This is a genomic window from Pantoea sp. CFCC18179 (assembly GCF_059412405.1).
This window is the reverse complement of sequence record NZ_JBNBPM010000018.1, coordinates 80662-92488: the sequence shown is the minus strand read 5'-3', so window position 1 is coordinate 92488 and position 11827 is coordinate 80662. Positions and strand designations below refer to the sequence as shown.

At 51.0% G+C, this 11827-nt stretch carries 16 protein-coding genes; 7 read left to right on the top strand and 9 right to left on the bottom strand.

From position 1 onward, the window contains the following. Positions 1–388 precede the first annotated feature (388 nt). The 3 genes from ACPUC7_RS22435 to ACPUC7_RS22425 all read right to left on the bottom strand — a co-directional run bounded on the left by ACPUC7_RS22435 (position 389) and on the right by ACPUC7_RS22425 (position 1874). Complete coding sequence (locus ACPUC7_RS22435; protein WP_494924617.1) at positions 389–757, bottom strand: hypothetical protein; 369 nt, start codon at positions 755–757, stop codon at positions 389–391. A gap of 2 nt (positions 758–759) precedes the next feature. After that, positions 760–1257 carry a hypothetical protein gene (locus ACPUC7_RS22430; RefSeq protein WP_494924616.1) on the bottom strand — a complete coding sequence of 166 codons (498 nt, stop codon included), beginning with the start codon at positions 1255–1257 and terminating at the stop codon, positions 760–762. A gap of 128 nt (positions 1258–1385) precedes the next feature. After that, on the bottom strand, positions 1386–1874 hold the full coding sequence (locus tag ACPUC7_RS22425) for an Lrp/AsnC family transcriptional regulator (protein WP_494924615.1): 489 nt from the start codon (positions 1872–1874) through the stop codon (positions 1386–1388). Positions 1875–2131: 257 nt separating this feature from the next. Between ACPUC7_RS22425 and ACPUC7_RS22420 the strand changes: the two genes are divergently transcribed. Continuing rightward, the gene (locus ACPUC7_RS22420; RefSeq protein ID WP_494924614.1) at positions 2132–2554 is read left to right on the top strand and encodes a DUF2000 domain-containing protein; all 423 of its coding nucleotides are present in this window, start codon (positions 2132–2134) and stop codon (positions 2552–2554) included. Here the strand turns inward: ACPUC7_RS22420 and ACPUC7_RS22415 are convergent. Further along, a complete protein-coding gene (locus ACPUC7_RS22415; RefSeq protein ID WP_494924613.1) occupies positions 2551–3453 on the bottom strand; it encodes an AraC family transcriptional regulator in 903 nt (300 codons plus the stop codon). The genes ACPUC7_RS22420 and ACPUC7_RS22415 overlap by 4 nt on opposite strands. A gap of 99 nt (positions 3454–3552) precedes the next feature. Here ACPUC7_RS22415 and ACPUC7_RS22410 point away from each other — a divergent pair, with 99 nt between their 5' ends. Next, a complete protein-coding gene (locus ACPUC7_RS22410) occupies positions 3553–4299 on the top strand; it encodes an SDR family oxidoreductase (RefSeq protein ID WP_494924612.1) in 747 nt (248 codons plus the stop codon). Positions 4300–4389: 90 nt separating this feature from the next. Beyond that, positions 4390–4851: a GNAT family N-acetyltransferase gene (locus tag ACPUC7_RS22405; RefSeq protein WP_494924611.1), complete on the top strand. Its 462-nt coding sequence runs from the start codon at positions 4390–4392 to the stop codon at positions 4849–4851. Here ACPUC7_RS22405 and ACPUC7_RS22400 read toward each other — a convergent pair. The 3 genes from ACPUC7_RS22400 to ACPUC7_RS22390 all read right to left on the bottom strand — a co-directional run bounded on the left by ACPUC7_RS22400 (position 4848) and on the right by ACPUC7_RS22390 (position 7065). Further along, a complete protein-coding gene (locus ACPUC7_RS22400) occupies positions 4848–5270 on the bottom strand; it encodes a nucleotide triphosphate diphosphatase NUDT15 (RefSeq protein WP_494924610.1) in 423 nt (140 codons plus the stop codon). The two genes, ACPUC7_RS22405 and ACPUC7_RS22400, sit on opposite strands and share 4 nt — an antisense overlap. 46 nt (positions 5271–5316) lie before the next feature. After that, positions 5317–5820: a DUF1543 domain-containing protein gene (locus ACPUC7_RS22395; RefSeq protein ID WP_494924609.1), complete on the bottom strand. Its 504-nt coding sequence runs from the start codon at positions 5818–5820 to the stop codon at positions 5317–5319. 96 nt (positions 5821–5916) lie between these two features. Then, positions 5917–7065 carry an MFS transporter gene (locus tag ACPUC7_RS22390; protein WP_494924608.1) on the bottom strand — a complete coding sequence of 383 codons (1149 nt, stop codon included), beginning with the start codon at positions 7063–7065 and terminating at the stop codon, positions 5917–5919. A gap of 214 nt (positions 7066–7279) precedes the next feature. Here ACPUC7_RS22390 and ACPUC7_RS22385 point away from each other — a divergent pair, with 214 nt between their 5' ends. Continuing rightward, positions 7280–7774, top strand: a complete 495-nt coding sequence (locus ACPUC7_RS22385) for a MarR family winged helix-turn-helix transcriptional regulator (RefSeq protein ID WP_494924607.1) — start codon at positions 7280–7282, stop codon at positions 7772–7774. A 90-nt stretch (positions 7775–7864) separates the two neighbouring features. Then, positions 7865–8413, top strand: a complete 549-nt coding sequence (cybB, locus tag ACPUC7_RS22380) for a cytochrome b561 (RefSeq protein ID WP_494924606.1) — start codon at positions 7865–7867, stop codon at positions 8411–8413. Here the strand turns inward: cybB and ACPUC7_RS22375 are convergent. Beyond that, positions 8397–8750, bottom strand: a complete 354-nt coding sequence (locus ACPUC7_RS22375; protein WP_343550397.1) for an MmcQ/YjbR family DNA-binding protein — start codon at positions 8748–8750, stop codon at positions 8397–8399. The genes cybB and ACPUC7_RS22375 overlap by 17 nt on opposite strands. Before the next feature lie 126 nt (positions 8751–8876). Here ACPUC7_RS22375 and ACPUC7_RS22370 point away from each other — a divergent pair, with 126 nt between their 5' ends. Then, positions 8877–9992, top strand: a complete 1116-nt coding sequence (locus ACPUC7_RS22370; protein ID WP_494924605.1) for a metallophosphoesterase — start codon at positions 8877–8879, stop codon at positions 9990–9992. Between the two features lie 6 nt (positions 9993–9998). Here the strand turns inward: ACPUC7_RS22370 and ACPUC7_RS22365 are convergent, their stop codons facing one another. Then, complete coding sequence (locus ACPUC7_RS22365; RefSeq protein ID WP_494924604.1) at positions 9999–10640, bottom strand: HD domain-containing protein; 642 nt, start codon at positions 10638–10640, stop codon at positions 9999–10001. 200 nt (positions 10641–10840) lie between these two features. Between ACPUC7_RS22365 and ACPUC7_RS22360 the strand changes: the two genes are divergently transcribed. Beyond that, positions 10841–11803, top strand: a complete 963-nt coding sequence (locus tag ACPUC7_RS22360) for a GlxA family transcriptional regulator (RefSeq protein WP_494924603.1) — start codon at positions 10841–10843, stop codon at positions 11801–11803. Positions 11804–11827: the final 24 nt, after the last annotated feature.

The window sequence follows — 11827 nt, the reverse complement described above, 5'->3', positions numbered from 1 at the left end:
CACATTTTCCCGAACTTGCCGCTTTCGAAGGTTTGGCTGCCTCGCTAGCCGCCGAGCCTATTTTGGTTTTCGCCGTGCCGCCCCAGCCTTGGTAATAATTGACGCGCACGTGCGGCGTGTCGGCATTTAGGCTAGTGTCTTGCCAGGTGCGATCGAGGCGAGCGCCGAGTCGGACAATGGTTTGGTTGTAATCGTCACACTTCCTACACCACTTTCACCGGGCGTAAAACGCGGCAATCCGCTCAGCGTTTGCGTACTACCATTGCAAAGACAATAAGCGCCCACTTATTAGAGAACCGCTCAATAAACATTGAGCGGAAATTTCATAAAAAAAACCAACATGGCAATATAAAATTAAAACGACATAATTATCGTCATTATAATTAGACTAATCTTTACCCGATTTTAAATTTACAGAAAAAACGGATGCTATAGACTTAGCTTTAATTTTTAAAGCCTCACTAGGCTCTGGATCTAAGGATGCATCTAGCCTATTAATTTCTGATATCCACTTAATAAATTCATCATTTGTAAAATCTGAAGCTTTCTTTTTTTCTGTTTCTTCTATAACGTTCAACATTTCAATTGTTGTACTTTTCACTATATTAGAAGGCATAACGCCTGAAGCATCATCAAAAATATCCTTTTTATAATCATCAGAAAATGATGCTTGTTTGAGAAAACGACACAAATAATAAAATGAATTTCTTGCATCCTCAACAGACACACCAATTATACAATCAGATAAGTTACGCATAATCAATCGAACCTTATAATATCAAAAGCGGCTTCAGGTAAATTGCTTAATATATACTCATGGGATAATGGGTTAGCTTTGTCCTTAATGTTTACCTTTTTAAAATAAGGTACAGCTTCCAATCTTGATATAACGCATAGTAGCGGCTTGAAAAGATTCAAATCTGTAGCATTAGATATTTCAACGATTTCATCATGTTGCTCTTTATCAATATTTCCTAGCGATAAATTTAACGAAGCGCCATGTTTAATCCCAATTCTATTCATATTAATTTTTGCGCTATGAAGATCACCAAGCCTTACATCATTCTTCAAAGAATTATAAATTTCAAGGGGAGATGAGCTTGGTGGCACAGTAAATAAAGGTGAGTCTGTATTAGTGCCAAAGTAAGGAGTGCACCACATATAATGCTTATCGTTATAATAGGTTTTATTAATATTATAAGCCATAAGTGTCATCGTTGAATAAAGAACAGGCTTTTTTAAATTTGCTATTGACATGCCTCAACCCTTATTGATAAACGTCCGGTAATTTTAAAAAATATTCTAATAAGTGTAAATAAAAAAACAACACAATAACAGTTGAAAATTAAAAATAAGGATTAATTGATTAGCATAAGAACTCATAGTCATTCCCTATTTCTACAGTTTAATAATTGCCCCAAAGGCCAAGCCGCCAACCCTTTTATCTCCTTCAACACAAACATGCTCTGCATCTCTTTAATCCCCGGCAAGCGGCGAATCACTGACATCGCGAATTCCGCATAGGCATCCATATCTGCGGCAACCACTTGCAATAAGAAATCTGCGTCGCCGCCGATGCTGTAACAGGAAACCACATTATCCAATGCCATTACTTCTTGTTCGAATTTACGCGCTTCGGCTTCGCTGTGACTGTCGATGGTTACACGCACAAATACCATCACATTAAGGCCAATCTTTTTTCGATTAAGTACCGCGCGATAGCCCTGAATCACTTCGTCCTCTTCCAGCTTGCGCACTTTGCGCCAGGTGGGCGATGCGGAGAGGCCGATTTCGTCGGCGAGTTGTTGGTTGGTGATGCGTGCGTCCTGCTGCAACTGCTGGAGTATTTTGATATCTGTCTTGCTTAAGGCCATAAGTGGATATTCCTTTCCGTTTTTTTGCGATTAAAGGATTTTTTATCCTTAATCCGTCCTTTTGGCAATGCATTGCGCAAGCACTTTTCGTGCGCAGTGCTGCATACTTTTAGTTCAATTCTTGCTGCCAGCATCGTTCAACAGGTTTGCAAGATTGTCTGGTCACCATAAATGGCGACCCTACGTAGGGTGCGCATTTTTGCGCACCGGGAAAGTTATTGGCCGCACCTTCATCGCTTTTATAAGGAAAAAGCAATATGGATTTCGACGCAAATACCCATCGCTGCACCATCGTGATCGACCAACAATTGTCCGCCGGATTGGCGATGAATGCTGCCAGTGTTATCGGCATTAGTTTTGGAAAATTGATAGGCAATTTGGTCGGGCCGGATCAGCTAAGTCAGGATGGAATTAATTATCCCGGCGTGATTTATGCGCCGCTACCGGTGTTATTGGCGGATGGCAATTATCTGCGCGAGTTACAGCAAATAAGCGGCGGCGATAGCGAGATCTTTGCCATGCCATTTAGCGCGCTGGCGCAATCATGCAAAACCTATGATGAATACGGTGAACGCATCGCCAATACACATAGTGATCATATTGAGTTGGTGGCGATGGGATTGATTGGACCGAAGAAAAAAATTACCCGATTAACCGGTAATTTGAAACTTTATCGCTAACTTTCCTCTTGCGCCGCGAACCATGCGGGCGGTTGGCCGACGTAGCGACTGAACGCCACGCTAAACGCGCTGGCAGAACGATAGCCAACGCGCTCCGCCACTTCGGCCACCGCCATGCTTTTGTTACGTAGCAGATTTTTTGCCAGCGCCATACGCCACGTCAGCAGATACATCATTGGCGCGACACCGACCGCATCACGGAAACGCACAAAGAAAGCGGAACGCGACAGCGCGGCGGTTTTTGCCAGCTCGGCGACCGTCCAGTTGTGTGCGGGTTTGGCGTGAATTGCACGAATCGCAGCTGCCAATCGTTCATCCGCCAGGCCACTCATCACGCCGGGGCAGGCGCTACAGATCGGCATCGATCGCAGCGCTTCTATTAATAGCAACTCCAGCAAACGCTCCAGTACCACGTGGCGCGCCGGGCGTTGTGCGCGGCACTCTTCCATCACCAATTGCACCAGCGTGGTCAGGCGTGATTCGCCACGCACGCGGATAAACTGCGGCAACAGTGAAACGATCAATCCGGCATCGGGTGCGCCGAACTGGCAATAGCCGATCAGCGTTTGCACGTCGGCGGGTTGTTGTTGATCGCCAATCCAGAACTCGCCGGGCGCAAGCATTTGCGGCAAGATGTCTGGTGCATCATCGGCTGGCGGTTCGGCGCTGGTCATACAAAATTCCCATGCGGCAGGAATCAGCACAAAGTCGCCCTGCTCCAGCATAATCGGCGCATGCCCTTTCATCTTCAACTGGCTGCGACCTTCCAACACCAAACAATAGAACGGCTGACCGGTTTCACTGCGATTCACGCGCCAGCGGCCATTGCCACGCGCGCGCTTAGAGAAAGCCGCTTGCGGTTGCAGCAACGACACCATTTCGGAAAGCGGATCGATCATTTGGACTCCTGCGAATGAAAGCTGGACTTTGCATTGTAGTGAGTCCAGCTCGTTGACTTTATAGTGAACGTCTACCCCAATGCAATGCAGGAGTGAAAGATGAAAACGATTCTAATCACCGGTTGTTCTTCTGGCTTTGGTCACGCCACCGCGCTTTATTTTCTTGAGCGCGGGTGGAAGGTGATCGCCACCATGCGCAAGCCAAACCCTGAACTGTTCCCAGCATCGGATAATCTGCATTTGCTGCCTTTGGATGTCAGCGATGCCGCCAGCATCAAAAACGCGATAGCCGCTGCGGGCGATATTGATGTGCTGGTCAATAACGCCGGCATTGGTGTGCTGACCTCGCTGGAAGGCACGCCAATGTCGACGGTGCGTGACGTGTTTGAAACTAACACGCTTGGCACCATCGCGATGACGCAGGCTGTGCTGCCGCAGTTCCGCACGAAACGAAGCGGCACAGTGATCAATGTCACTTCTACTGTGACGTTGAAATCGCTGCCGCTGCTGGCGGTGTACACCGGCAGCAAAGCAGCGGTAAATGCCTTTACCGAATCGCTGGCGCTGGAACTTGAGCCGTTCAATGTGAAGGTGCGCCTGGTGTTGCCAGGTTTAGCGCCGACCACCGATTTCGGTAAGAATGCGATGCCGCGCATGGAGGATACGCAACTCGAACCGTATCAACCGATGCTGGATGGCATCTTCAATGCGATGCATCAGCCGCAGCCGACCACCAAAGCGCTCGATGTCGCCGAAGCGGTTTGGCAAGCCGCGACCGATCCACATGCGCCAATGCGTATTCCGGCGGGTGAAGATGCGGTGGCGTTGGCCAACGGCGCAGCGTGACGTTAATTGCCAGGCATGGCAGTTTGCCTGGCAACCTTTATCTCTTCGGGCTATGTTTTTGGTCTTGCTGATACTCACTCAGGATCATAAATGCACATCAGTCTACTGGCCCAACAGCCACAGTTGTTCGATGCAGTAACAGAGATGCTGCATCGCGAATGGTCAGATTTTCCCACCTGGCGCGATGCCTCGCTCATACGTCAACGCTTGATCGACCGTAATGCTCCTTCAGCGCAAACGCTGACGCTAGTGACGACTTCGGCGGAAGGCGAACTAATGGCGACTGCCAGCATCATCCACTATGAAATCAGCGATATTGCCGAACGTGAGTTTTGGCTCGGTGAAGTGCTTACTGCCTCACAGCATCGAGGCAAAGGATTGGCGAGCGCTTTGGTCACGCGCTTAATTGCGGAAGCGCATCAACGTGCAATCTCAGCATTGTGGCTGTATACGCCAGATCAACAAGCGTTGTACCGACGCTTTGGCTGGCAGGACGTAGAACAACGCACTATCGCAGAAGAAGAAGTTACGGTGATGAAACTACTGCTTTAACTTAACTGTGCCAGCGCCTGAAGCGCCGCCAATCCATCGCGTTCCAGCCAGGTGCGCAGCGGTGCGAACAACGGTTGTGGCAATTCTTCTGGTGCGAACCAATGCCAGCCGCTGCATTTGTTCGGTTCCAGCAGTTGCGGTTCACCGCTGGCGTGCTGCGCGACCATTAATAGCGTGATGTAGTGCTTGTTGACCTCAGGAAACACATCGCTGACGAACGCGCCGTTTTGCAGTGCGTCGAGTTGCAAGCCGGTTTCTTCTAATACTTCGCGGCGCGCGCAGTCTTCAGGCGATTCACCAAATTCAAGATGGCCGCCCGGCGCTGACCAATCGCCCGCGCCGTGGCTGTTTTTGCGTTGACCCAATAACAGTTTTCCGTCGCGGAAAATTAATACGCCAACGCCAATTTGTGGGGACATGCGTGCTCCTTGTTACAAGGTCGTCATGAATGACGACCCTACAGATTTAAATGCCAATCGGTTGATATCCCTGCCATTCTGGGCGGAACGGTTCACCATTAGCTTCTGGCGTTAAGTGGATATAGAGATCGCCAATTTTTTCCAGCAGCAAGCAATCATCCACATCCTTCAGGTTGTCTTTGTGCTGATGATCCGCACCAGGCAGCAGGTTTTTCATGCCCTTGGCTTTCGCTTCTGCGGCATCTTTCGCCACAAACAGATCGAACGCATGCAGTTCAGCCAGCGTTGAAGGATGGTACGCACCGGCATTAACAAAGAAAAGTTTCTCATGGCCTTGCGCAGGTTCAGGTGACAACGTCACGCTATAACCATCCGCCCAAGTCACGCGTGCATAGCCATCGACATGGATTTTATCGGCGTCGCCGAACCAGGCTTCGCGCAGCGCGGGCCAGGCATCTTCAGGTTTATCAGCGGCAACGAATTGGATGTCGTGCACTTCAATGTTGGATTTTCCGGCATTACCGCCAACGTAAAAGATAAACAGGTTCACGTGGTCATTTCCTTTTGTTGTACCAAGAAGCGTGTGCAAAGCGTTATAAAACAAGATATATAACGTGACAACCTTTTCCTGTCGCAACCATGCCAGTTAATGCTGTGGTTTGAAGCGCAGCGCAATAGCCATCAGCAACACAATGCCCACGCTCATGATGATCCACGCGCTATCCAGCGATGCCGCACGATCGCGTACGATACCCGCAACCAACGGCATGAGCGCGGCAATTAAATAGCCGCCGCCTTGTACGAAGGAGAGTAATGCGCCCGCTTCCTCTGGTGTGTGCGCGTGATCCAGCGTGACGATCAGCGACAAAGGAAACAGCGCGCCAATCCCTAATCCGAGTAACAATGTGGGCAACCATGCATGCGCGCCGCCGAGCATCAGCAAACTGATCAAACCGATTAAAATCAGGGTTAAAACGCCTAACAGCGGACGGCGGCGATCGTGGAAGCGATGAATTAGCGCCGACAACATAAATCCAGCAACCACTTCGGTTAATGTCAGCGCGCCCAGCACATAGCCACTTTGCGCGGGCAACCAACCGTGCTGCATATAAAACGGCGGCAACCATGCCAGCACCAACGTGTAAGCACCGGTGCCGATGCCAAAGAACATTATCAATAACCAGGCACGTTTTGAGGGTTTTATTTGCGCGCGTGCTGCATGAATAATCGGTGTTGCACCACGTGCATTGATCAGCCACAACAGCAGCGCAATCGCCGCTGGAATAACGGGAATCGCCAGCGTAACGGCCAAACCTTGTTTATGCGCGAGCGGCGCGGCACTGGCGGCGGCAATCGCTGCGCCCGCCATAATTCCGGTTGTGAACAGCGCCATTAACGTGCCGGCTCTGGCGCCAAAGTGACGTTTGATCTGCGCTGGCATCAGCGCCTGAATCAAACCAATGCCGCAACCTGCCACCAGCGCGCTGGTAATTAACATTGTGGCGGATTGATCAAAACCGCGCGCCACGCTCGCCACAATCAACAACATCAATCCAACCGCAATACCGCGCACTTCGCCAAGCGTGCGCAACAGCAGCGGACTGACCAGCGCCGCCAATCCCATCATGATTACCGGTAAGGTGGTTAATACGCTAAGTTGTGTGGCGCTCAATTGCGCATCACGTTGCAGCAGTGGAAACAACGGCCCCATTGCCGCCATGATCGGGCGCAGATTGAGCGCGATAACAAAAACCAGTAAGGCGAACATCCCAACCGCAGGTAAAGTACGATTCACTTTGCATCTCCTTACACGTTAAAAGTATCTTAACGTTAAGATACTTTTGCTGATTGAGATAGCCTGTGCGCACAAAGCAACAAATGTGGATCTGGACGTTTTCCTCGGTCACCATAAATGGCGACCCTACAAAAACGTGCTGAAAATTGTAGGGTCGCCATTTATGGTGACCACATTAAAAACAGCACAAAGCAACACATGAAGGAGAATCAGTTTGGCGGATCACGTTGATTTTGTGGTTGAACAATGGGCCAGCGCGATGCCGGAATTGGATGCATCGTCGATGGCGGTATTTGGTCGCATGCTGCGCATCATGAAACATCTGGCGAAAAACCGCGCCGAGGCGCTAGAACCGTTTGGTTTTCGCGATGGCGAATTTGATGTGCTGGCAACCTTGCGTCGAGCGGGCGCGCCCTACTGTTTGTCGCCGACGCAGTTGTATAAATCGTTGTTGGTCACCTCCGGCGCGATGACCAATCGGCTTAATCGTTTAGAAGAAGTGGGTTCGATCAAACGTGTTGCCGATCTGCAAGATAAACGCAGCATGCTGGTGGCGTTAACTGACGCTGGATTAGAAAAAATCGAGCAAGCGCTGCATGTGCATACGCAAGTACAAAATGATGTGCTCGCCAGTTTAGATGCGGCGCAGAAGCAACAGCTCAGCACCTTACTGAGCCAATTGCTGCAAGCAAGCGAAACGAGTAAGTAAAATTGGCGTTGCGGATGTGTCAAATTATGAATTAATTCAGCACGTTTTGCATTAAAGTAGCTTTTCTCGCCCGGCAATTACGGATTGGATATGAGTACAAAATACGCCCCGTCGCAAATATTCCTTCATTGGCTGACGTTCGTGTTGGTCGCCACCGCGTATTGCACCATGGAATTCCGTGGCTTAGCGACGCGCGGCTCGTGGCAAGGTTATGCCATGATCATCAGCCATTTCACCGCTGGCAGCTGCGTGCTGGTGTTGATGCTGTCGCGCATAATGCTGCGTTTCCGCCATCGCAGCCCGGCCATCGAGCCAAAACCGCCGCACTGGCAAACGGGCTTAGCGCATCTGATGCATTTGGCGATCTATGTGTTCTTCATCGTGTTACCGATACTGGGCATTTTGTCGCGCTTTTACATGGGCCGCACCTGGTGGATTTTCGGTATCCCGATGCCGGTCAGCAGCGATCCCGATCCCGATTTCGCCGATAGCATCGTCGATTGGCACGAAACCCTCGCGCCATACGGTTATTGGCTGATCGGCATTCACGCGGTCGCTGCGTTAGCGCATCACTATCTGTTCAAAGACAACACCTTATTGCGCATGATGCCTTCGCGTCGTACTAAAACGTCAGACTAAAACTGTCGTCAAGCAGCGCCAGAATTTCACTGTCCGGCAAGCCATTTTCCAGCGTGATACTGAGCCAATGCTCTTTATTCATGTGGTAAGCCGGATGCACGCCGGGCAATTGACGCAGCGAACCGATCAGTTCCGGCCGTGCTTTGATGTTCATGACATCAACAACCGGGCCGTCAGGTAAACCGAGTTTGTGACTTTCCAGCGGGAAAACCAGTGCAAACCATTTGCGGTGACGGGGATGGCGCAGCACCGCGTACGCACTGTGCTTTTTCCACGGATAATCAGGTTCGACTTGATAAGTCTGATTAATGTGTTCGAACAACTGCTGGCGTTTCATGCATCCTCCGTGGTGAATGACGTGTAAAAACCGCACACGCGAAGCCGCAATAGTAATCAGTTAAGGCTACACTGCGTATTGTTTTTTTGCGCTGTAACAGCGCCTCTTCGACCAGGGAAGTAAACGATGTTTCATCTGATTTTCAGCATACCGAGCTGGTATGTTATCGCGCGTTTTTTGTTCCCGTTAGCCATGCCGCTGCTGTTAAAAATTATGTTATCGCTGTTGGTATTGCTGGCTTCGCAATATCTTCTGGTTAATAAATTCACCTCCGGCAGCGTGTTTTCACCTGAGATGCCGCGCACGGTGATCATCCTGTTTAACTGGTCGTACAGCTTTGTGCTGTTTCTCGCTATCACGCAGATTGCGCTTGATGTGGTGGCGTTGGTTTCGTTGCTGATCCGCCATCCGTTGGAGATCGTCCCCAATGTGCGTTATGCAGCAGCGGTATTGGCACTTTTGCTGGCGACTTTTGGCGTGTATCAGGCGATCCGCGTGCCGCCGTTGAAGGATGTGACGATTGAAATAGACAACCTGCCACGTGAATTCGAAGGCTATCAACTGCTTCAGCTGACGGATATGCACATCACTAACCTGTTCAATGCTAAATGGACAGCGGCGACGGTGCAAAAAGCGATGGCGCTGAATGTCGATCTGATTCTGGTTACCGGCGATGTGATTGACGGCACGCTGGATAATCGTCGCGAAGATGTCGCGCCGCTCAGCGGTTTGCACGCGCCGGATGGCGTTTATGCCACCACCGGCAATCACGAATACTTCTTTGAACAGCAGCGTTGGACGGAGCATTTGGCGTCGTTGGGCTTAAAGCCGCTACTGAATAATCACGTGGTGATTAAGCGCGATGGTGCAGAACTGGTGATTGCCGGATTGCCGGATACTTCAGCGTCACGTCGAGGTGCCACTGGCCCGGATTTAGCGCAAGCGCTGAAAGGTGCGCCAGAAAATGCGCCGGTGATCCTGATGGATCATCAGCCGAAAAATGCGCGGCAAAATGCGGTTGAGAGAGTCGATTTGCAACTGTCGGGCCATACGCACGGCGGCTTGATCGTTGGATTTGATCGGCTGTTTGTCAAACCCAATGCCGGTTTTGTCTCCGGGTTGTATCAAGTCGATGGCATGCAGTTATACGTGAATAACGGCACCGCCTTGTGGCCGGGCATGGCGGTGCGTTTGGGCCGTCCTTCGGAGTTAACGCGCATTACCTTAACGCGTAAACCGTAATATCACTCAGCCCGGCCAGCGCGACTGGCGGATTACGCTGCAAAAGTTGAGCGGCGTGAAATCGGGCTGTTTATCTTTGATCACATCGGCTTTGACGTTGCCAAACGTGGTATCCGGTTTATGCCGGATGCCCGCATAAAATGCCTCGATAATTTCCTCTTTAAACGCCGCCGGACGCGGATAGTGGCGCGTGACGGCACCAATTTGCTCCTCAGCAAATTTCTCATAACCGATTCCCAGCACATCCATTTCCACGCCAGCGGTCACCAGCGCAATCTCCGGCGCCATAAACTCCGGAATGCCCGGCGTGGTGTGTAGCGCAATCGCTGTCCACACTTTATCGATATCGCTGGTTGCGATGCCGTAGCCTTGTAAGAAGCTGCGCGCCGCGTTCGCACCATCCACTTCAAAGCGCTTATCACAGCTGCAATGCTCGTGCGTCAAACCGATGTCATGAAACATGCAGCCGATGTAGAGCAATTCCTGATCGATCTGTAACTCGCGTTGTTGTCCCGCCAGCGCGCCCCAGTAATAAACGCGGCTGGAGTGGTTAAACAGCAAATCGGATTCGGTATCGCGGACAAATTCGGTGGCTTCGCGCGCCATTTTGCTATCGGGGATGCGGATGCCAGTGATGTTTAAACTCATGTGATTACTCCAATTTCAGGTTTAGAGGTCACCATAAATGGCGACCCTATGAAGGATTGTTTTGTAGGGTCGCCATTTATGGTGACCGGGCAAAACGCCGTGTATTGCGTTTTTCCAGAATAGAGCGCAGGCTTAACGTCTCAAAGTGTCATTTAACGATGATTACGGACATCGCGATTGATAGCGTCATGAGGATTGCAATGAACCATGAAATAGCGATTTTGGCGGTGCCGGGCGTGCAAATGCTCGACGTATGCGGCCCACTGGATGTGTTTGCTGAAGCCAATCGCCTGCTGAAACGGCAAATCTACACGCCGCGCATTATTGCTCTCGACGATCTCAGCATCCGCGCTTCGTCGGGTGTGCGACTCAATGCCGACATTCTGTTAGCCGCGACCGCTAACATCGCGCCGCACACTGTCCTGATCGCCGGTGCGCCGGGGATTGATCATTTGGCGTTGGATCAGCCGGTGATCGCCACCCTCAACGCGTTATGCCAACGCAGCAAACGATTTGGGTCGGTATGTAGCGGCGCACTATTGCTGGCGCGCACCGGCTTGTTGGATGGCAAGCGCGTCACCACCCATTGGGAAAGCGCGCCGTTGCTGGCTTCGCTGCATCCTGCGATCAAGGTGGAAGCCGATGCCATCTGCATCAGCGATGGACGGGTGCGCACCGCCGCGGGCGTGACATCCGGCTTGGATTTGGCACTGCGGCTGGTGGAAGAAGATCTGGGTCAGGAAGTGGCTTTGGAAGTGGCGGCGCATCTGGTGATGTTTTTCCGCCGTCCGGTCAATCAGACTCACTTTGCGCGTAACAACAGCGTCTCGCTGCAAGGTCGATCGGCATTGCAAGAGTTGCAACGTTGGGTGATTGCGCATCTGACCGAGGTGAAAAGCGTGGCGATAATGGCGCAACACATGGACATTAGCGAAAGACATCTGACGCGCCTATTTCGCAGTGAATTGGCGATGACGCCCGGACAATGGCTGGAGCGCGAACGCGTGGCAAAAGCGAAACAGTTGCTGGAACAGCACGCATTGCCCGCCAAAACGCTGGCCGCGCAATGTGGATTTTCGGGCGCGGATGTGATGCGGCGCGCATTCAGCCGTGTAACCGGGCTGACGCCTGCGGCGTATCGCAAAATGATCGTGAAAGTTTAATATCCTCGACGAATTTACCGTGCA

Bases quoted from the DNA above. Each gene is read 5' to 3' on its own strand.
- ACPUC7_RS22435 (WP_494924617.1), bottom strand. From the start codon at position 757: ATGCGTAACTTATCTGATTGTATAATTGGTGTGTCTGTTGAGGATGCA.
- ACPUC7_RS22430 (WP_494924616.1), bottom strand. From the start codon at position 1,257: ATGTCAATAGCAAATTTAAAAAAGCCTGTTCTTTATTCAACGATGACA.
- ACPUC7_RS22425 (WP_494924615.1), bottom strand. From the start codon at position 1,874: ATGGCCTTAAGCAAGACAGATATCAAAATACTCCAGCAGTTGCAGCAG.
- ACPUC7_RS22420 (WP_494924614.1), top strand. From the start codon at position 2,132: ATGGATTTCGACGCAAATACCCATCGCTGCACCATCGTGATCGACCAA.
- ACPUC7_RS22415 (WP_494924613.1), bottom strand. From the start codon at position 3,453: ATGATCGATCCGCTTTCCGAAATGGTGTCGTTGCTGCAACCGCAAGCG.
- ACPUC7_RS22410 (WP_494924612.1), top strand. From the start codon at position 3,553: ATGAAAACGATTCTAATCACCGGTTGTTCTTCTGGCTTTGGTCACGCC.
- ACPUC7_RS22405 (WP_494924611.1), top strand. From the start codon at position 4,390: ATGCACATCAGTCTACTGGCCCAACAGCCACAGTTGTTCGATGCAGTA.
- ACPUC7_RS22400 (WP_494924610.1), bottom strand. From the start codon at position 5,270: ATGTCCCCACAAATTGGCGTTGGCGTATTAATTTTCCGCGACGGAAAA.
- cybB (WP_494924606.1), top strand. From the start codon at position 7,865: ATGAGTACAAAATACGCCCCGTCGCAAATATTCCTTCATTGGCTGACG.
- ACPUC7_RS22375 (WP_343550397.1), bottom strand. From the start codon at position 8,750: ATGAAACGCCAGCAGTTGTTCGAACACATTAATCAGACTTATCAAGTC.
- ACPUC7_RS22370 (WP_494924605.1), top strand. From the start codon at position 8,877: ATGTTTCATCTGATTTTCAGCATACCGAGCTGGTATGTTATCGCGCGT.
- ACPUC7_RS22365 (WP_494924604.1), bottom strand. From the start codon at position 10,640: ATGAGTTTAAACATCACTGGCATCCGCATCCCCGATAGCAAAATGGCG.
- ACPUC7_RS22360 (WP_494924603.1), top strand. From the start codon at position 10,841: ATGAACCATGAAATAGCGATTTTGGCGGTGCCGGGCGTGCAAATGCTC.